The 20,569-nt window shown below is 50.9% G+C and carries 12 protein-coding genes and 1 pseudogene; 4 read left to right on the forward strand and 9 right to left on the reverse strand.

Annotated elements, in window-relative coordinates; translation table 11 throughout:
• Positions 1–219: 219 nt before the first annotated feature.
• The 3 genes from mazG to rlmD form a co-directional block, all read right to left on the reverse strand.
• Complete coding sequence (gene mazG / locus E2566_RS16900; protein ID WP_107170043.1) at positions 220–1,032, reverse strand: nucleoside triphosphate pyrophosphohydrolase; 813 nt, start codon at positions 1,030–1,032, stop codon at positions 220–222.
• Positions 1,033–1,420: 388 nt separating this feature from the next.
• Positions 1,421–3,658 carry a GTP diphosphokinase gene (relA, locus tag E2566_RS16905; RefSeq protein ID WP_107170042.1) on the reverse strand — a complete coding sequence of 746 codons (2,238 nt, stop codon included), beginning with the start codon at positions 3,656–3,658 and terminating at the stop codon, positions 1,421–1,423.
• A gap of 53 nt (positions 3,659–3,711) precedes the next feature.
• Positions 3,712–5,061, reverse strand: coding sequence for a 23S rRNA (uracil(1939)-C(5))-methyltransferase RlmD (gene rlmD, locus E2566_RS16910; protein WP_107170041.1), 1,350 nt, complete (start codon positions 5,059–5,061; stop codon positions 3,712–3,714).
• A 109-nt stretch (positions 5,062–5,170) separates the two neighbouring features.
• Between rlmD and barA the strand changes: the two genes are divergently transcribed.
• A complete protein-coding gene (gene barA / locus E2566_RS16915; RefSeq protein ID WP_107170040.1) occupies positions 5,171–7,966 on the forward strand; it encodes a two-component sensor histidine kinase BarA in 2,796 nt (931 codons plus the stop codon).
• 262 nt (positions 7,967–8,228) lie between these two features.
• Here barA and E2566_RS16920 read toward each other — a convergent pair whose 3' ends face one another.
• The 5 genes from E2566_RS16920 to E2566_RS16940 form a co-directional block, all read right to left on the reverse strand.
• Positions 8,229–9,374 (reverse strand): glycerate kinase, encoded by a 1,146-nt coding sequence (locus E2566_RS16920; protein ID WP_107170039.1) that lies wholly within the window; start codon positions 9,372–9,374, stop codon positions 8,229–8,231.
• Positions 9,375–9,550: 176 nt separating this feature from the next.
• Positions 9,551–10,435 carry a 2-hydroxy-3-oxopropionate reductase gene (garR, locus tag E2566_RS16925; RefSeq protein ID WP_010285153.1) on the reverse strand — a complete coding sequence of 295 codons (885 nt, stop codon included), beginning with the start codon at positions 10,433–10,435 and terminating at the stop codon, positions 9,551–9,553.
• Between the two features lie 253 nt (positions 10,436–10,688).
• A complete protein-coding gene (gene garL / locus E2566_RS16930; RefSeq protein ID WP_011095077.1) occupies positions 10,689–11,459 on the reverse strand; it encodes a 2-dehydro-3-deoxyglucarate aldolase in 771 nt (256 codons plus the stop codon).
• 69 nt (positions 11,460–11,528) lie between these two features.
• Positions 11,529–12,869, reverse strand: a complete 1,341-nt coding sequence (gene gudD / locus E2566_RS16935; protein ID WP_107170038.1) for a glucarate dehydratase — start codon at positions 12,867–12,869, stop codon at positions 11,529–11,531.
• A gap of 37 nt (positions 12,870–12,906) precedes the next feature.
• Positions 12,907–14,244 carry an enolase C-terminal domain-like protein gene (locus tag E2566_RS16940; RefSeq protein WP_107170037.1) on the reverse strand — a complete coding sequence of 446 codons (1,338 nt, stop codon included), beginning with the start codon at positions 14,242–14,244 and terminating at the stop codon, positions 12,907–12,909.
• Positions 14,245–14,909: 665 nt separating this feature from the next.
• Between E2566_RS16940 and E2566_RS16945 the strand changes: the two are divergent.
• Together E2566_RS16945 and yjjJ are read left to right on the forward strand one after the other, a co-directional pair.
• A pseudogene (locus E2566_RS16945) lies at positions 14,910–15,076 on the forward strand (integrase core domain-containing protein); the annotation flags it as partial.
• Between the two features lie 166 nt (positions 15,077–15,242).
• Entirely contained in the window at positions 15,243–16,547 is a 1,305-nt protein-coding gene (gene yjjJ, locus E2566_RS16950; protein WP_107170036.1) for a type II toxin-antitoxin system HipA family toxin YjjJ, read from the forward strand.
• Between the two features lie 147 nt (positions 16,548–16,694).
• Here the strand turns inward: yjjJ and E2566_RS16955 are convergent, their stop codons facing one another.
• Positions 16,695–18,047 (reverse strand): MFS transporter, encoded by a 1,353-nt coding sequence (locus E2566_RS16955; RefSeq protein ID WP_107170035.1) that lies wholly within the window; start codon positions 18,045–18,047, stop codon positions 16,695–16,697.
• Positions 18,048–18,601: 554 nt separating this feature from the next.
• Between E2566_RS16955 and garD the strand changes: the two genes are divergently transcribed.
• The gene (gene garD / locus E2566_RS16960) at positions 18,602–20,176 is read left to right on the forward strand and encodes a galactarate dehydratase (RefSeq protein ID WP_107170034.1); all 1,575 of its coding nucleotides are present in this window, start codon (positions 18,602–18,604) and stop codon (positions 20,174–20,176) included.
• Positions 20,177–20,569 lie beyond the last annotated feature (393 nt).

Here is a 20,569-nt window from a genome sequence, read left to right on the forward strand (position 1 = left end):
CTGAGAGTTTAGGTTTAAAGACGATGGAAGTACCAAGACGGGAAAGTAGTATACCTGAACCTGATGAACGCCACAAATGTTCGTTTTACACAATGTGGCGATTCCAACACACTCGCAGACGAGGTAAAACCACATTCACCCCAACCTACAATTACCTTTAAAAACAGATAAATAAAAACAATAAAATCGCCAAAAAACGGTTTTACGGTTAAAAACGGATCAATGGCCGGTTTCTTGTTTTTTCACCTGCTGCCACGCGGCTTCCATTTCATCTAACGTCGCCTGTTCCAGCGTTTTTCCCGATGCGGTAACGATTTGTTCTACCTCACGAAAACGACGAGTAAACTTGCGATTGGCAGCCTGTAACGCATTCTCGGCCTTGTGTCCCAGATGACGAGAGAGATTAACCGTGGCGAACAATAAATCACCAATCTCTTCGCCCAATTTTTCTTCATCGACAACGGCTTGCCGCGCCTCAAACATCACCTCATCGATCTCTTCATACACTTTATCGAGCACCGGTCCCAGACTGTCCCAATCGAAGCCAACAGACGCACAACGCTGCTGAATTTTTTGCGCTTTCATCAAGGCAGGCAACGCATCAGGAATATCATCCAACGGCGAATGACGATCTTTCTCCGCGCGCTCCTGCGCTTTGGTTTGTTCCCAGTTTGCCAACACAGCATCGCTATCCGTCAGCGTCAGTTCGCCGAAAATATGCGGATGCCGGCGCTCTAGCTTGTCGCTGATGGCGTTACACACGTCGGAAAAATCGAACAATCCTTTTTCCTGCGCCATCTGCGCGTAAAACACCACCTGAAACAGCAAATCACCTAACTCACCGCGCAAATCATCAAAATCCTGACGACTGATGGCATCCAGCACCTCATACGTTTCTTCCAGCGTATAAGGCGCGATGGTATCAAAAGTCTGTTTCTTGTCCCACGGACAGCCATTTTCGGGATCGCGGAGGGTTTTCATGATGGCGAGCAGACGCTCAATGGAAGGTAAATTCGTCAAAGATACGGTCATAATATTCCTGAAAAAATTTGTTTAAAAATAGCAAAATACGGCAGCTAACTTGTGCTAAAAAGCGCAAAGACATCACTATTTTCATTTCAACGGCGTAAAAAATTGTGCTGAGATGCACATGGCCGCCGAGTGAGCCGCATGGACGCGGCGAAAACCTGTGCCGCGTCAGGAACGCGTCACAGGTGGCTCGACAGCGGACATGTACATCGAAGGAACCGCAACGCGGCACAATTCTCGCCAAAAGCCAGGGTTCTGAGGGATGCGGCACCTGAGCATCCCTCAGTCGGGCGTGGCAATGGTGCCACAAAGAACAATATTGCTAACCACGCACGAAACTTTTCACCACGCTCGCACAAGGTTTTCAGCTGGCTGATGGTGAAACCATCATTTACGCCCCCTGCTGGCGCCGTGCATCAATCACATCCGGTAGTTGGTTGAGCTTCGCCAGAATGCGGCCCAGCACTTGCAGGTTGTAGATTTCAATATCCATATCAATCGTCGCCAACTGCTGCTTGGTGTCGCTACGGCTGGCGACGCCCAGTACATTGACTTTCTCATTCGCCAGAATCGTGGTGATATCTCGTAGCAGACCGCTGCGATCGTTAGCAATTACCCTCACCACTAGCGAATAGCCGCTGGAGTAACTTTCACCCCATACCGCATCCACAATCCGCTCCGGCGAGCTGGCTCGCAGTTCGTCCAACTGTTCACAGTCAGCGCGGTGAATCGAAATTCCCCGTCCGCGTGTGATAAATCCGGTGATTTCATCACCCGGAATTGGCTGGCAGCAGCGGGCAATGTGATGCATCAGATTGCCAACACCTTCAACGACCACACGGCCATTGTCTTTGTTATTGCTGCGCGCTGGCGGCTGATGCGTTTTTTGCGTCAGCTGGCGCAGGGCTTCGCGATCCAGTTCTTCCGCACTCGGCTGTTTTAACTGCGATTGCAGGAAATTCACCATTTGGTTCAGACGAACATCACCGCCGCCAATCGCGGCCAGTAATTCATCCAGCGAATTCACGTTGTAGCGCGGTAGCAGCAGTTTTTCCGCCGCTTTCAGGCTAACTCCCAAATGCGCCAGCTCGTCATCCAGAATCTGTCGACCTGCCAGAATGTTCTTGTCGCGATCTTGTTTACGGAACCAGTTCTGGATCTTGGATCGTCCGCGGCTGGTGGTGATATACCCCAGATTCGGATTCAGCCAGTCACGGCTTGGGTTAGGCTGCTTCTGGGTGATAACTTCAATTTGATCGCCCATTTGCAGTTGGTAGGTAAACGGCACAATCCGTCCGCTGATTTTCGCCCCGATGCAGCGATGCCCGATATCACTGTGGATGTGATAAGCGAAGTCCAGCGGCGTGGAACCGGCAGGAAGATCGACCACATCACCTTTTGGCGTAAAGACATAGACGCGATCGTCGAACACCTGACTACGGACTTCGTCCAGCACGTCATTCGAGTCGGCCATCTCTTCCTGCCAGGCAAGCAGTTTACGCAGCCAGGCAATACGGCCTTCATAGCCAGAACGCCCACCCACGGAGGTGCCTTCTTTGTATTTCCAGTGTGCTGCGACGCCCAGTTCAGCGTCTTCATGCATCTGACGCGTACGAATCTGGATTTCGAGCGTCTTCCCGCCCGGCCCTAACACCACGGTGTGGATGGATTGATAGCCATTCGGTTTGGGGTTAGCAACGTAGTCGTCAAACTCATCCGGCAGATGACGATAGTGCGTATGCACGATACCGAGCGCGCCGTAGCAATCCTGTAAACGCTCGACAACAATGCGTACCGCACGCACATCGAACAGTTCATCGAACGACAGTGCTTTTTTCTGCATCTTGCGCCAGATGCTGTAGATATGCTTGGGACGGCCGTAGATCTCTGCCTGCACGCCCTCTTCTTTCATCGCATCGCGCAGCGTTTTGACAAAATCATCAATGTACTGCGCACGATCGATGCGCCGCTCGTGCAACAGTTTGGCGATTTTTTTATATTCATCAGGATGCAGGTAGCGGAAGCAGAAATCCTCCAGCTCCCATTTCAGTTGGCCGATGCCCAAGCGGTTAGCCAGCGGCGCGTAGATATTGGTACACTCTTTGGCCGCCAATACCCGTTCTTCTTCCGGGGCATCTTTCACTTCTCGCAGGTGTGCAATCCGCTCGGCGAGCTTGATCACCACGCAGCGGAAATCTTCCACCATCGCCAGCAGCATGCGGCGGATGTTATCAACCTGCTCAGACGCGCCCGAATCATTCTGCGTCGCTTTGAGCTGGCGGATTGCATCCATATCGCGCACGCCATGCACCAAATCAACGATGTTTTTCCCAAACGCGGCTTCCAGCGTCGGTTCATCGACCACGTTTGCATCTGCCAGCGGAAAGAGCAGCGCTGCGCGCATGCTGTCATTGTCCATGCTGAGCGTGGACAGGATTTCCACCATTTCGATGCCACGCCACAGCAATAACGAGGCATCGGCGTGATCTTGCGTTTGCTGTTCACAGTAACGCCAGGTTTCGGCTAAACGTTCACACGATTGCTGACTGGCAATGCCCAGTGAAGCAATCCACGCGTCAGGGACAAATTCACCTGCCGTATTCAAATGCGCACTTCTTACCGCAACCATAATTTCTCCCTACGTTACCCTTCACCTTGCAAACGACGCTGTGCTTCTGTTTATTAAGCCTTCCGCGTGCCGGAATCGTGCAAAAACAGTGCCATCGATTCAAGGTGTCCGGTATGTGGAAACATATCCAACATCGCGACATTCGCTAGCCGGTAACCGGCGGCGAGTAATACTTTGCTGTCGCGTGCTAGCGTCGTGGCGTTACAGGAAACATACACCACCCGTTTCGGTGCCAGTCTGGTTATCTGCTCCATCACGCCTGCTGCGCCCGCACGTGCCGGATCAAGTAATATCTTATCAAAACCCTGAGCCGCCCACGGCTGCTGCGTGACGTCATCCTCAAGATTTTGGTGAAAAAATGTGACATTCGACAGCGCATTGCGTCGGGCATTCTCGCGCCCTTTCTCGACTAACGCAGTAACCCCTTCCACACCGACAACGCTGGCAGCACGCTGTGCCAGCGGCAGCGTGAAATTGCCCATGCCGCAAAACAGATCCAATATTCTATCCTGCGGTTGCACATCCAGCCACGTTAGCGCCTGCGTGACCATCTGCTGGTTAACCGCATCATTAACCTGAATAAAATCACGCGGGCTAAATGCCAGCGTCAGCCCGGCGACGTGATAGACCGGCTCTTCACCGTGTAGACACGTCAACGAATCGGCATCCGATGCCAGATAAACCGAGACACTCTGCTGCTGGGCAAAATCACGTAACGCCTGCTCATCCGATGGATGCAGCGGATCAAGATGCCTCAGCACCAGCAGCGGACCGTTCTCCGCTTGCACCAGTTCTGCATGCCCAAGACGCTTTACCGCTTTTAGTCGATTCAAACATTCGCGCAGCGGTTGTAGCAGTACTTCAAGCTCGGGACGCAATACCGGACAGGTTTTGATATCCACCAGATCGTGAGAATTTGCCTGCCGATAGCCCATCAACAATCGTTGCTCTTTTGCCTGAAAGTATAACGCAAGCCGCGCACGCCTCCGATAGGCATAAGGTGTGCCAGCAATCAGCGATGCCGCAGGCAGCTCAACGCCCGTTTCCCGCGTCATCATGCGCATCAATGCCACCGTTTTGCTGCTCTGTTGCAACGTAATTTCTGCATGCTGCTGCTGACAGCCGCCACAGCGGGTAAAATGAGGGCACTGAGGCTCAACGCGCTGCGGGCTAAGCGTCAACAGGCGTTTAAGTTTTGCATGCGAAAACTGACGCTTCTCTTCCGTCAATTGCACCTCGGCCTGCTCTCCCGGCAGCACACCTGTAACAAAAACCGTCTTGCCTTCGTGACGCGCCACGCCCTGCCCAAATGGATCAAGTGACGCCACCGTGACAGTAAGGTTTTTCGCTGGAACTGCTTTCCGGGTCGTCACACGCCGGTTTGGAGAGTAGAATTGCGCCATAATGTACTATCGATTTTTCTCTTGAGTTGAACGGCTGTAACAGATAAACGCAGTACCCAATAAACATTAGGGTACCCAGCATCCTCTAATTCTCCCACATTGGAACCTCATGACCAAATACAGTCTTCGTGCACGGATGTTGATACTGATTTTGGCACCAACGCTGATGATCGGGCTGTTGCTCAGCTCGTTCTTCGTTATCCATCGTTACAATCAGTTGCAGTCGCAGTTGGCCGATTCAGGCACCAGCATCATCGAACCACTGGCAACCATCAGCGCCTATGCCATTACCCATCGCCAGATGGACACAATTCCTGCGTTAATCAATACACTTCATCGCCGCCACTCCGCGATTATTCGTACCATTAGCGTATTCGATGCCCGTAATCAGCTACTAGCCACCACTAATGTACGCAATAATGTGGCGTTGCAGCCGCTCAGCAGCGATGCGCTTTCGTACAATAAGCTGCATCTGCACCACACGAGTGATGCGCTGATTCTGCACATGCCGATAGTTAACGACAGCGAATTCATGCCTGGCGGGGGAGCCCCCCTATTCCCTGGTACAGCGACACCTCTCGGCTATCTGGTCATTGAGCTGGATACCAGTACCATTCGGCTTCAGCAGTATCAGGAAATCTTTATCGCCGCGCTCCTACTGCTGTTATCGTTGGGTGCAGCCGTTGTCTTTGCCTATCGTCTGATGCGCGATGTCACCACGCCAATCCGTAATATGGTGGATACCGTCGATCGTATTCGCCGCGGGCAGTTGGATAGTCGGGTGGAAGGCTACATGCTCGGCGAGCTAGATATGCTGAAAAATGGCATTAACTCAATGGCTATGTCGCTGACCGCCTACCACGAAGAAATGCAGCAAAACATCGATCAGGCGACCTACGATCTGCGAGAGACACTGGAGCAGATGGAGATCCAAAACGTTGAACTGGATCTCGCCAAAAAGCGGGCACAGGAAGCCGCACGCATCAAGTCCGAGTTTTTGGCGAATATGTCACATGAACTGAGAACGCCACTGAATGGCGTGATCGGTTTCACCCGCCAGACATTGAAAACCCCACTGAACACCACCCAGACTGACTATTTGCTGACTATCGAGCGATCTGCCAATAACCTGCTAAATATTATTAACGATGTACTGGATTTCTCTAAGCTGGAGGCCGGAAAGTTGGTGCTGGAGGATATTCCATTCTCCCTGCACAGCACGCTAGACGACGTTGTGATGTTGCTGGCACATACGGCACATGAAAAAGGGTTAGAGCTGACGCTCAGCATTCAGAATGACGTTCCTGAACAGTATGTCGGCGATCCGCTACGGATACAGCAGATCATCACTAACCTGCTGGGCAATGCGATTAAATTTACCGAACAGGGCAACATTGACATTCGCGTAGAGAAGCGGCGGCAGGAGCATCATCAAATTCAGCTAGAGGTGCAAATACGCGATACTGGCATCGGTATCGCCGAATTGCAGCAATCGCAGCTGTTTCAGGCTTTCCGTCAGGCTGACACCAGTATTTCACGTCGTCATGGCGGCACAGGGCTTGGGTTGGTCATCACTCAGCGTCTGGTCAAAGAAATGGGCGGCGATATCAGTTTCCAAAGCCAGCTCAACAAAGGCTCGACCTTCTGGTTCCACATCACGCTGCCGCTCAATCCCCACGCCATACCAACCGAACCGGCCTATACGATGCTGCAAGGTAAACATCTGGCCTACGTGGAGTACCATCCTATCGCCGCACAGGCTACGCTGGATATCCTGAGCCAGACGCCGCTTATCGTGAGCTATAGCCCGACGTTTGAGCAACTGCCGGAAGGGGAATTCGATATCCTGCTGCTCGGTATTCCCGTGCAATATCGCAACTCTCTGCTCGACTACACGCCCAGACTGCGCGATATCTGCCGCCGTGCGCCTTGCGTCATTCTGGCACTACCCAGTCTGGCGCAAATGGATGCCGAGCAGTTGAAAACTTTCGGCGTACATGCCTGTCTGAGCAAGCCGCTTGCCTCATCACGCCTGTTGCCACTACTACAGGACAGCACGCTGTTCCAGCTCTCTTTCCTGCCGAGCGACACCGCAGCGAACCAGAATGCACTACGCCACCCAGCTCGTCTGCCGCTGAGCGTGATGGCGGTAGATGACAACCCCGCAAATCTGAAACTGATCGGCACACTGCTGGAAGAACAGGTCGATACGATTATCCTGTGCGAAAGCGGAACAGATGCGATTGCACAGGCGCAAATACATCAGCTCGATATTATCCTCATGGATATTCAGATGCCGGGCATGGACGGTATTTGCGCCAGCGAACTGATCCGCCAGATCCCTCATCATGCTACGACGCCCATTATCGCGGTGACTGCGCAGACCATGACGGGTGAACGCGATCATCTATTGCGCTCAGGTATGGATGACTATCTGGCTAAACCGATAGACGAGCAAATGCTGAAAAGCGTGCTGACACGTCATGCCCGAAAAAATCCGTTGAAGCGCGATCGAGGCGATATTACACGTCTGTTGAACGAGCACGATGATAGCCAACTGTCACTTGACTGGGCATTGGCACAGCAACAGGCCGCTAACAAGCCGGAGCTGGCGCGTGACCTGTTACAAATGCTGCTGGATTTCCTACCGGAAGTACGACGAAAGATCGAGAACGTACTCAACGGTCAGACGGATGACGACATTATTGAACTGGTTCATAAACTGCACGGCAGTTGCAGCTACAGCGGCGTCCCACGTCTGAAGCGCATCTGTCGCTATCTGGAACAACAACTGCGTAAAGGCGTTCACGCCAGCGATCTGGAACCCGAATGGCTGGAGCTACTGGACGAGATCGACAATGTCAACAAAGCCGCCCAGCCGCATATCAATCCCATGCATTCGTAATCAATCGTCCCGCTTCGCCACATTTTATGTGGCTGCGGAGACAGTTTCGTGCGCTTTGCTGTTATCCGGCATAATTTACGCCGAAAGCCTAGGGGTCACGGGGCAAGCGGCGATGGAGCCGCCCCGTGTCGGGCGCGTGCTGCGAAGTAGCATGGAATAGCAGTATTGTGGCGCACGAAACCGCCTCAGCCTCCGCGTCTACATCTACGTCTACATAAAAAAGTGTAGTAAGACCAACATTGAATCTAAATCACGATGGCGCTCAGCACGATACTGACTGCGCCAGTCGGATCGTGGCGGCGATATTACGCGCCGTCATTCGCACATTCTCTGCCGCATTATCCAGCGCTTCTTCTAGTGAGCAGATGTTGTAAAGCACGCTGAATACGGCATCTAGGCCATGTTCATGCACCACCGCGACATCTGCCGTTAGGCTACCTGCAATGCCAATCACCGGTTTATTGTACTGCTTGGCGACGCGTGCCACGCCAATCGGTACTTTGCCATGGATCGTCTGGCTATCGATGCGCCCTTCCCCAGTAATCACCAACGTGGCATCTCGAACCAGTTCGTCCAGTCCCAGCGCTTCCGTAACAATCTCAATACCCTGACGAAGTTCAGCGCCGCAAAAAGCCTGTAACGCCGCGCCCATTCCGCCCGCAGCACCCGCTCCAGGAACGTGTTCCACGTCCATGTCCAGACCGTGCCGGATCACCGTCGCATAATGCTTCAACGCATTATCCAACTGTTCGATCATCTCCGGCGTTGCGCCTTTCTGAGGACCAAAAATAGCCGATGCCCCAAGTTTCCCCGTCAACGGGTTGGTTACATCGCAGGCCACTTCAAAACGGCAACCTTTAATACGCTCATCCAGCTCGCTGATATCAATGCTGGCAAGCTTATCGAGTTCACCGCCGCCAAAACCAATCTGTTCGCCCTGCTTATCCAGCAACTTCGCGCCCAGCGCCTGCACCATGCCCGATCCGCCATCATTGGTTGCGCTTCCGCCAATCCCGATGATGCAGTGCCGAACGCCGTGATCCAACGCGCAGCGAATCAACTCGCCCGTGCCATAGCTCGTGGTCTTTAACGGATTACGCAGTTGAGAAGGCACACGTTCCAGGCCACTTGCCGCCGCCATTTCAATAAACGCCGTTTTCTCATCGCCAGACAGGCCAAAGAACGCGTCAATATTATCGCCTAACGGTCCTGTCACCTTAACATTAACAATCTTGCCATCGGTCGCAGCAACCATGGCTTCAACCGTGCCTTCTCCACCATCTGCAACGGGCAATTTGACATAGCAGGCATCGGGAAATATTTCACGAAATCCCTTTTCAATCTGCGTAGCAACCTCTTGTGCAGACAGGCTTTCTTTATAAGAATCCGGTGCGATCACTATTTTCATAAACGATCCGATTTCATCAACGTTCCGATTGCATCAATAATCCGCGCGCTCATGAAATAGCGCTTATACCCATCAGTTTTCAGGGCAGAGATCCTGAAATCTCTTGGGTAGATCAGAATGCTTATCTGTCAGTCGGCTGGCACCTTATGCCAGCCGACTGACTATCGCTTCACGGCTTATCGCGTAACTTCTACTTTAGCCAGTTTCTCGTAATAGCACGCCAGCGCACTGTGGTCAGCCGATCCCAGATCGTCCGCTTTCAGCGCCTGCATCATTTCCATCACCGCCGCCGTTAACGGTAACTGTGCACCAACGCCGTGTGAGGTATCCAATGCATTAGCCAGATCTTTGATATGCAGATCGATACGGAACCCCGGCTTGAAGTTACGATCCATCACCATCGGTGCTTTCGCATCCAACACCGTGCTGCCCGCTAACCCACCGCGAATCGCCTGATAAACCAGATCGGGGTTAACACCCGCTTTCGTCGCCAGCACCAGCGCTTCAGACATGGCGGCAATGTTCAATGCCACAATGACCTGGTTCGCTAGTTTGGTGACGTTGCCCGCACCGATATCGCCGGTATGTACAACGGAACCTGCCATTGATTTCAGAATTTCAAAGCAGCGGTCAAACTGCGCCTTGTCACCGCCAACCATCACGGACAGCGTGCCGTCGATCGCTTTGGGTTCACCGCCGCTAACCGGGGCATCCAGCATCGCGATCTCTTTCGCGGCCAGTGCGGTCGCAATTTCACGGCTAGCAAGCGGGGCGATTGAGCTCATGTCCACCACAATGCTTCCGGCACGCGCACCGTCGATGACGCCGTTTTCACCCAGCACTACGTCTTTAACGTGTGGAGAGTTAGGCAGCATGGTGATGATGACATCGCACTGCTCTGCAACCTGTTTCGGCGTTGTAGCCGCCGTGGCGCCTGCCGCAACCACTTCCGCGACCGCGTCCAGATTTCGATCCATCACGACTAATGAGTAACCTGCTTTCAGCAGATTTTTACTCATCGGTTTTCCCATGATGCCCAATCCAATAAAACCAATTTTCATCGCCCTAACCTCATTGTCTGATGTAGATATCACTTCAATTCATGATGAACCCGCCTCATGGCAGATTCGATTCGCTACGGAATGACTGAGTTTGCTAACAAAGTACGCCGAGCGGTGATAATGGGTAGATCGTAAAGTCGCTGCAAGTACGTCCCTGTAAGCTCGAGCCGCGCCATCCCTGGCGCGGACGCTTTACTCTTCTATCCCATTCCCACCGTTTTCATTCTGTAAGTAAGTTTGTCGGCAGTCTGAATCACTTCTTGTATTTGTCGCTCAGCGCCTGTGTTGCACTGCGGAATACGCCCAGATCGCTGCCTACCGCGACAAAGCTTGCGCCCCATTCCAGATAGCGACGCGCATCGGCTTCAACCGGTGCCAGAATGCCGCACGGTTTGTTATGTGCTGCTGCGCGATCGAAGATGTGGCGGATCGCCTTCTGCACATCGGGGTGGTTAGGCTGACCGAGATAGCCCAGCGCCGCAGACAGATCGCTCGGGCCAACAAATACGCCGTCTACGCCATCTACCGCGATGATCGCATCCAGATTGTCTAGGCCATCCTGACTTTCGATTTGCACCACGACGGTAATGTTGTCGTTAATCTTGGCGAAATAGTCCGGTTCAGTGCCATAGCTGTTGCTACGATGCGCCACGGAAACACCGCGAATCCCCGCTGGCGGATAACGGGTGGAGGCCACCGCACGCGCGGCTTCTTCCGCCGTTTCTACGAAGGGGATCAGGAAGTTATTGAACCCAATATCCAGCAGCCGTTTGATGATGATTGGCTCATTACATGGCGGGCGGACAACGGGCGCGCTGTGACTACCTTTCAGCGCCATTAACTGGGGAATAAACGTCACGATATCATTAGGCGCGTGTTCTCCATCCAGCACGAGCCAGTCGAATCCCGCCAGCCCCAGCACTTCAGTTGAAATCGGATTGCCTAGCGCGCACCAGCAGCCAATCAGCGTTTTCCCCTGCTGCAAATCTTGGCGAAAACGGTTAGGTAACAGCGGAGTCTTCATTTTTTATCCTCGGTCATTCCAGCGCCGCTTACCTGAAGCGGCGCGCTCAAAAAACGGAAAAGCAGAACGTTAGCGAACCAGACAAGGACGTTTATTATCAAACGTCCACTCAGGAATAAGGTACTGCATTCCCATTGCGTCGTTACGTGCGCCTAATCCCATGTTTTTATACAGTTCGTGTGCTTTCATTACCTGATCCATATCCAGCTCGACACCCAGACCCGGTTTCTTCGGCACTTCCACCATACCGCCAACAATCTGCAACGGTTCTTTCGTCAGGCGTTGGTTGCCTTCCTGCCAAATCCAGTGCGTATCAATCGCCGTAATCTTACCCGGAGCCGCTGCGGCAACTTGGGTAAACATCGCCAGTGAAATATCAAAGTGGTTATTGGAGTGAGAACCCCAGGTTAAGCCCCATTCGTGGCACATCTGCGCCACACGAACCGAACCTTGCATCGTCCAGAAGTGCGGATCGGCCAACGGAATATCGACCGATTGCAGCGAGATAGTGTGGCCCATTTGTCGCCAATCGGTAGCGATCATGTTGGTCGCGGTAGGCAGCCCCGTCGCCCGGCGGAATTCCGCCATGACTTCACGACCGGAGAAACCCTGTTCCGCACCGCACGGATCTTCTGCATACGCCAGCACGCCGCGCAGCTGTTTGCCTAAACCGATGGCTTCATCCAGCGACCAGGCTCCGTTCGGGTCTAGCGTGATGCGCGCCTGCGGGAAGCGTTTCGCCAGCGCAGTCACCGCTTCGGCCTCTTCGCTACCGGCCAAGACGCCGCCTTTCAGTTTGAAATCATTGAAACCGTATTTTTCATACGCAGCTTCTGCCAAGCGCACGATGGTGTCAGGAGACAGGGCTTCTTCGTGGCGCAGACGATACCAATCACACTTCTCATTCGTCTGGCTCTGATAAGGCAGATCGGTTTTATTACGATCGCCGATATAGAACAGGTAACCCAGCATTTCTACCGCATCACGCTGTTGACCATCACCGAGCAGCGAGGCCACGCTGACATTGAGGAATTGCCCCAGCAGATCGAGCATGGCGGCTTCAATCCCTGTGACGACATGGATGGTGGTACGTAGATCGAACGTCTGCAAACCGCGCCCGGATGAATCACGGTCAGCGAACTGCGTACGCACCGCTGTCATCACGTTTTTATATTCACCCAGCGTTTTCCCCACCACCAACGCGGCGGCATCCTCCAGCGTTTGGCGGATTTTTTCACCACCAGGAATTTCACCGACACCGGTATTCCCAGCGTTATCTTTCAGAATCACAATGTTGCGCGTGAAATAGGGTGCATGTGCGCCACTCAGGTTGAGCAGCATACTGTCGTGACCTGCAACCGGAATAACCTGCATGTGGGTAATAACCGGCGTTGAACTTTGCAATGTCATTTTCTTATCCTTATCTCTCTAATTTTTCACTGTAGGGTTAGCGGCCAAAAACCGGGCGTTTGCGATCAAACTTCCAACCAGGAATCAGGTACTGCATGGCGGCGGCATCATTACGTGCCCCACTCGGTAATTTTTTGTACAGATCATGGGCTTTCATCACCTGTGCCATATCCAGCTCGATTCCCAAACCGGGTCGTTCCGGCACCTTAATTTTACCGTTGACGATTTGCAGCGGTTCTTTAGTCAGGTGCTGGCCTTCCTGCCAGATCCAGTGCGTATCAATCGCTGTCGGGTTACCCGGCGCCGCTGCGCCCACGTGTGTGAACATCGCCAGGGAGATATCGAAATGATTATTGGAATGGCAACCCCATGTCAGACCCCATTCGTCACACATCTGAGCAACGCGCACCGCACCGTGCATCGTCCAGAAATGCGGATCGGCCAGTGGGATATCGACGGCCTGCAACATCACGGCATGATTCATTTCACGCCAGTTGGTGGCAATCATGTTGGTCGCCACCGGCAGTCCGGTAGCACGGCGGAACTCAGCCATCACTTCACGACCAGAGAAACCCTGCTCAGCACCGCACGGGTCTTCCGCATAGGTCAGAATACCCTTCATGTCTTTGCATAAATCAATCGCTTCATCCAGCAGCCAGGCTCCGTTGGGATCGACGGTAATGCGGGCATCCGGAAAACGTTTCTTCAGTGCCTTCACAGCATCGATTTCCTGCTCGCCGGGCAACACGCCACCTTTGAGTTTGAAATCTTTAAATCCGTAGCGGTCAGTGGTGGCTTCGGCCAAACGCACAATCGCCTCACTGTCCATCGCCTGCTGGTGACGCAGGTGATACCACTCGTGTTTGTCTTTCTCACCCGACAAATAGGGTAAATCCGTCTTCGTACGGTCGCCGATATAGAACAGATAACCGAGCACGGTGACTTCATCACGCTGTTTACCCGGCCCCAGCAGCTCAGCAACAGGGACACCCATAAATTGCCCCAGCAGATCGAGCAGTGCCGCTTCGAGTGCTGCCACCGCATTCACGCGCAGTTCAAACGTCCAGGCACCTTTGCCGAAAGAATCAAAATCAGAAGATTGGTTGCCGAGATGAATGTCATGAACCAAACGGTTCATACGGGCGATTTGTTCGCCTTTTACGCGGGGAATCGCTTCAACCAGCGTGTTGTAAATAACGTCACCACCGGGCGCTTCGCCGACACCGGTATGCCCGGCGCTGTCGGTTAAAATGACGAGGTTACGAGTGAAGTAAGCGCCATGTGCACCCCCGATGTTCAACAGCATGCTGTCATAGCCTGCAACAGGAATGACTTTCATATCGGTAATTACAGGGGTTGCGGAAAAACTTGTCATCACAGGCTCCTTTCATGAATGGAGCGCACAGGGTTTACGCTTAGGTTTCCGATGTTTGCCAAAATGCAGGAACACATTGAGGCAGATGAAAATAATTCAGTCATACAGAAAGAAAAAACAGATGGTGCACCAGTAGATGATTTCATATTGTTTTCCTACTTTATTAGCGCGACCTTGTTTTTACTCTGATTTAGAATGAACCATGCTTGTAGGGTTATCAGAATAAAAACAGGTATAACTGCCTTAATACCGAAATAACACGGTCAGAAAAGCGGTGTCGAACTTCGTATCGCCTTACCAACCTCAGTAAAAAGTATAAGTTTTCTTATTTCACAACTCATTGGGCAATAGCACAGCATTCCCTGTCTAAATGCAGATTAAATATGTCATTATCACAGTCGAATGGGAGATGTTTCACGAAAACGAGGAAAAGCGAATTTCTTTAACTTATGTTGTGTGAGAATTCAGCTAGTAAAAAATCTTAACTTATTGTTTTTATTTAAATAGTTAACATCAATAATTGTCCACAATTAACACACTTCATGAACTAACGCTGTGTCACTCGTTTTTTAGGCTTTTTTATACAAGTTGATAGTCACAGTTTACGTTCCCTCTCACACCACACTTTTAAAACTAATCTTCTAAATTACACAGAATGAAGGTCGAATGCCTTTATCGAGCGTTTTAACCGGACATACCGGACTGAAGTCTGTTCAGAATGCTGAATTAAGCACGAGAAATCACAAGGCGTTAGCTAACAGAATACAATAGCGAGCAGTCTCACGAATCGCTGAACGATCTAACGCAGGAAAACTACCTGCTGATGGCTGAAAAACTGGGAGCGCCAACAGTACGTGTGACTAAAACAGGTCTACTTGCAAGCACATCAATAGAGAAGCGCCCTACGAATATGACATCTTATAAAATAACTGATAGATTACCATTCATTTTCTATTCAATAATCTATTCATTTTTAATTCATTAAGTGGTTCGGCGTTATGAAAAATCGCTTTGACATGATACGCAAAATGCTACGCTTGGGGCCAATGACCGCAAGGCAATTATCTGATATTACTGGCGTTAGCCAACCTACTGTTTCCCGAGATTTAAATTCACTTGGTGATAACGTTGTTCGATTTGGATCAGGTTCATCTATTCAATATGCTTTGCGTGACGATTTTCGCGGGTTTGATCCTACCCCCATTTACCGCATAACCGAAGGGGGTCAAGTAACATCACTTGGTAAACTCATTCCCGTTCACCCAGACGGATTTGTCATGGAGGAGACTAGCAATGAGTGTATTCATAGTGACGGGCTGCCCTGGTGGTTATTTGACATGCGGCCGCAGGGATATCTTGGGCGAGCATATGCATCAACATATTCAGCCGAGCTCGGTTTACCTCCTAATCCAGAAGACTGGACTGACGCTAATGTTATTAGAGCCTTGTTAGCTCATGGGTACGATGCGGTAGGAAATCTATTGATAGGTGAACAGGCAAGAAACCAATTTGTGGAGATGCCGTTACCTACTCCCGTTGATCGAGCTACAGCCTATCCCACGCTAGCGTTGGCTGTTAGCTCCGGTGAGGTACCAGGTTCATCTGCTGGAGGTGAGCAACCAAAATTTTGCACCTATACAGAAAGTGGCCATGTGCTAGTGAAATTCACAGCTCTGGACGATAACCCCATAAGTGAACGCTGGCGCGACCTGCTACAGTCCGAACATCTTGCGTTAAAAGTGCTCGGAGTAGACACAGAGGTGTTTGATTTTGGAGGGCGACGCTTCCTTGAGATCCCGCGGTTCGACCGTGCAGGCCTGTTAGGCCGTATTGGTATCTTTTCTTTACGGTCGCTAGAGGCTGAGTTTGTAGGTCGCGCGCGGGACCCTTGGCCCATTTTGGTCAATGAGCTGGTTAAGCAAAGACATGTTCATCCTGATGCCTCAATTGGCACGGCACGACTTTGGGCGTTTGGGACGCTGATCGGCAATACCGACATGCACCACGGTAACCTGTCGTTCATTAGTAGCAATGGCCGCCCATACAAGCTTGCGCCAGCCTACGACATGCTGCCAATGGGTTTTGCCCCTAAATCAGGTGGCGAAAGAGTGAATACACTTCGACCAGCGAAACTACTTGAAGTGATCGGCGGGGAAATCTGGCAGGAAGCATTGGAGCTGGCAGAGAATTTCTTAGCTTTAGCACGTGATAGCAGCCACTTATCCGCCAATTTTGGCCCATGCCTTACGGCGTTGCGTAGCCACCTTGACGAGGCTAGATCGCGTATATCGCGCTTGGGATAATGGCCTGTAATTGCTAAGAGGGTCACTTAAGAGAGTGACTCCTCCCGCCGATAATAGACCACAATATTTTCCATGATATAAATAAACGCCGAGCTATCAGCATGATGGCTCGGCGTGTTGTATTACAGCTACATTCAGAGATGCTAATTAACGCTTAACGAACGGCTTCAATTCGATACGTTTAATATCTTGCACGATGAACAGGTAGCTAACGATAGCAACCAGCGCGTGAATCCCGACATACACCAGACCACCATTAAAAGAGCCGGTCATCCCGATGATGTAGCCAATTGCAATCGGCGTGACGATGCCTGACGCATTACCGAACATATTGAACAACCCACCGCTTAACCCGCTGATTTCTTTCGGTGCCGTATCAGCCATAACCGCCCAGCCCAGCGCACCAATGCCTTTGCCGAAGAAAGCCGCAGACATCACCGCAATGACAACCCACTCAGTTTCCACGTAGTTACAAATCACCATCGACATGGAGAGCAACATACCAAGAACGATAGGCGTTTTACGGGCAAAGGTCAGCGAATTCGTCCGGCGCATCAGATAATCGGAAATGATGCCCCCCAGTACACCGCCGACAAAACCACAGATAGCAGGCACCGAGGCGACAAACCCCGCTTTGAGGATCGACATCCCGCGCGCCTGAACCAGATAAAGCGGGAACCAGGTGATAAAGAAGTAGGTTAATGCGTTAATGCAATATTGACCGATATAAACGCCAAGCATCATACGGGACTGCATTAATTGCTTGATCTGATGCCATTTCTCACCCTTCACGGTCGCATTCTTCGACCCTTTGGCATCCATATTAATTAGTGCACCACCGGCTTCAATATAATCCAGTTCAGCCTGATTCACGCTAGGGTGATCCTTCGGATCATGGATCACTTTCAGCCAGACAAAGCTGAGGATGATACCCAACCCACCCATGAACCAGAACACATGCGCCCAACCCACGGCATGTACCAGCCAGCCCATGATAGGGGCGAAGATCACCGTCGCAAAGTACTGTGCCGAGTTGAATATCGCAACAGCTGTTCCACGCTCTTGAGCAGGAAACCAGGCAGCGACAATGCGGCTATTTCCTGGGAAGGAAGGCGATTCGCACAGACCAACCATAAAGCGTAAAAGGAACAGAGAAATAACAATGCCCGCGCCACTGAATATATCGACAAACCCTTGTAATAAGGTAAAAATCGACCAGGTGAAGATACTATAGAAGTAGACTTTCTTTGAGCCAAAGCGATCGAGCAGCCAGCCTCCCGGTATTTGACCAATAACGTATGCCCAGGAGAACGCAGAGAAGATATAGCCCATCCCTACCGCATCCAACCCAATTTCCTTAGACATTGCTGAACCAGCAATGGACAAGGTCGCACGGTCTCCATAGTTAAATGACGTGACAATAAACAACATCACGACAATCCAGTAGCGGGCGTTTGTTCTCTTTTGTATCGCGCCAGCTGCTGAGCTTACTGTATTCATGATGAACTCCTGCTTCAATCGCGGTTCGCTCATTCATTCCAAATAACAGATAACGGCGTAGGGTTATCAGAATGAAGATCAGTGGATTATTTAGGGTATAGTTAAATTCCCATTTTTATTTTTTTTGCGAATAGCCAGGCTATATAGCTTCAGAGTAATTAGCTGACATCCTCAACTCGCAGGAACATTATAATTTTTACCTGCTGGGTGCTCACTAGATAAAAGCACAACATTAAAAATCCCCTTTGGAATATGTTGGTGCACTTGCCCTATATAGTGCGAGGTGTTTCACGAAAAATGCCGTTATTCTCTATTTACATTCATACACATTATTTTCATTTCCGCCTTAGAAACCACGTGCAGACAGAATGTGATCAAACTCACCGAAAACTGGAACTTAGCCTGATAAATAAGAAACAAAAAGCGCCGGCTTAGGTCAATTGCATAATGTATGAGAAGAGAACCTCACGTATACTCATTAGCGAGCAATGAAGTAATAGCGTGGTAATAGTGACTACTGCGTTTCTGATAAACCAATAATAAAGGCTTGCATCATGTCAGATAAATCAGAAAGTAATGCTGCACAAGAGCAGCCACTTTATATTAAGGTTCATGATTCTGATAATGTTGCCATTGTTGTTAATAATAATGGCTTACGTGCTGGAACCCGTTTTAATGATGATCTGGAATTAATTGAGCATGTTCCACAGGGGCACAAAGTTGCCCTTGTTGATATCGCCAAAGCAGGTGCAATCATCCGCTATGGAGAAATTATCGGGTATGCACTGCGCGATATTGCCCAGGGAAGCTGGATTGATGAATCCCTGGTCGAATTGCCTCAGGCTCCTGCGCTAGAAACTCTGCCGCTGGCAACCAAAATCCCCCCCGCGCTTCCCCCTCTGGAAGGCTATACCTTTGAAGGTTATCGTAACGCCGATGGCAGCGTGGGTACGAAAAATCTGTTAGGCATTACCACTAGCGTGCATTGCGTCGCGGGCGTAGTGGACTATGTGGTCAAAATTATCGAACGGGATTTATTGCCCAACTATCCCAATGTAGATGGCGTGGTCGCACTCAATCACCTCTATGGCTGCGGTGTGGCAATCAATGCCCCTGCCGCAGTGGTTCCTATCCGCACCATTCACAATCTGGCATTAAACCCAAATTTTGGCGGCGAAATACTGGTGGTGGGTCTGGGTTGTGAAAAATTACAGCCGGAACGTCTGCTGGAAGGGACGCCGGATGTACAGGCCATTTCTCTTGATGACACCAGCATTGTCCGCTTGCAGGATGAACAACATGTTGGCTTCCGATCGATGGTGGATGACATTCTGACGATGGCAGACAAGCACCTGCAACGATTGAACAAACGTCAGCGTGAAACCTGTCCGGCATCAGAATTGGTTGTCGGCATGCAGTGTGGCGGCAGCGATGCTTTTTCTGGCGTCACCGCTAACCCGGCCGTTGGTTTTGCATCCGACCTGTTGGTACGCTGCGGCGCAACCGTCATGTTCTCTGAAGTAACCGAAGTGCGTGACGCCATTCATCTGTTAACGCCACGCGTTATCAATGAAGACGTGGGTAAACGTCTGCTGGAAGAGATGGCCTGGTACGATAATTATCTCGACAGCGGTCAGACTGACCGTAGCGCTAACCCATCGCCGGGCAACAAAAAAGGTGGCCTCGCGAATGTGGTGGAAAAAGCGCTTGGCTCTATCGCCAAATCCGGTACCAGTGCAATTGTCGAAGTTCTGTCTCCCGGTCAACGTCCCACCAAACGCGGGTTGATTTACGCCGCAACGCCAGCCAGCGACTTTGTATGTGGAACACAGCAGCTCGCTTCTGGCATCACCGTACAGGTCTTTACCACCGGTCGCGGTACGCCCTATGGTCTGCTTGCCGTACCCGTGATCAAAATGGCAACCCGAACCGCATTGGCAAACCGCTGGCACGACCTGATGGACATTGACGCGGGTACGATTGCAACCGGAGAAGCCACAATTGAAGACGTCGGCTGGCAGCTTTTCCATTTCATTTTGGATATCGCCAGCGGCAGGAAAAAAACCTGGTCCGATCAATGGGGACTTCATAACGCCTTGGCCGTTTTCAACCCGGCCCCGGTAACCTGATTATCTTTTCCCGCAGGTCAGAGTCATTCTCCGGCCTGCGGATGGCGTTATTTGATCTGCAATAAATTCCGCTTTAATGCGAAGGGGAAAAAACGGAGAAAAAGAATAACAAATAGCAATGCAGCAACATTTCATTCCATTGATGCAATGAAATAATATAAAAAAATTAACAAGTGATTATTCTTAATCAGAAACAATGTTTATATAGAACACATTTCAAGTAAAAATTCTATGTTCTACTCCCCTATTCTTCATCATTTTTTCTCTAATTATTTATTGCCAATAAAATGAATCAATTGACAGGTAATCGTCCTCATCATAAATTTACGCCTGCTGAAAAAGCGTGCTAACAATGATGAAATATTTGTTACAAATATATAGTTACAAAATCTC

It is taken from the genome of Pectobacterium punjabense, from assembly GCF_012427845.1.
In the GTDB taxonomy this organism is placed as follows: domain Bacteria; phylum Pseudomonadota; class Gammaproteobacteria; order Enterobacterales; family Enterobacteriaceae; genus Pectobacterium; species Pectobacterium punjabense.

What these genes read in the sequence shown, in the direction of transcription:
- E2566_RS16920 (WP_107170039.1), bottom strand. Translation starts at nt 9,374, where the DNA reads ATGAAAATAGTGATCGCACCGGATTCTTATAAAGAAAGCCTGTCTGCA.
- E2566_RS16955 (WP_107170035.1), bottom strand. Translation starts at nt 18,047, where the DNA reads ATGAATACAGTAAGCTCAGCAGCTGGCGCGATACAAAAGAGAACAAAC.
- mazG (WP_107170043.1), bottom strand. Translation starts at nt 1,032, where the DNA reads ATGACCGTATCTTTGACGAATTTACCTTCCATTGAGCGTCTGCTCGCC.
- barA (WP_107170040.1), top strand. Translation starts at nt 5,171, where the DNA reads ATGACCAAATACAGTCTTCGTGCACGGATGTTGATACTGATTTTGGCA.
- gudD (WP_107170038.1), bottom strand. Translation starts at nt 12,869, where the DNA reads ATGACATTGCAAAGTTCAACGCCGGTTATTACCCACATGCAGGTTATT.
- garD (WP_107170034.1), top strand. Translation starts at nt 18,602, where the DNA reads ATGTCAGATAAATCAGAAAGTAATGCTGCACAAGAGCAGCCACTTTAT.
- E2566_RS16940 (WP_107170037.1), bottom strand. Translation starts at nt 14,244, where the DNA reads ATGACAAGTTTTTCCGCAACCCCTGTAATTACCGATATGAAAGTCATT.
- garR (WP_010285153.1), bottom strand. Translation starts at nt 10,435, where the DNA reads ATGAAAATTGGTTTTATTGGATTGGGCATCATGGGAAAACCGATGAGT.
- yjjJ (WP_107170036.1), top strand. Translation starts at nt 15,243, where the DNA reads ATGAAAAATCGCTTTGACATGATACGCAAAATGCTACGCTTGGGGCCA.
- relA (WP_107170042.1), bottom strand. Translation starts at nt 3,658, where the DNA reads ATGGTTGCGGTAAGAAGTGCGCATTTGAATACGGCAGGTGAATTTGTC.
- garL (WP_011095077.1), bottom strand. Translation starts at nt 11,459, where the DNA reads ATGAAGACTCCGCTGTTACCTAACCGTTTTCGCCAAGATTTGCAGCAG.
- rlmD (WP_107170041.1), bottom strand. Translation starts at nt 5,061, where the DNA reads ATGGCGCAATTCTACTCTCCAAACCGGCGTGTGACGACCCGGAAAGCA.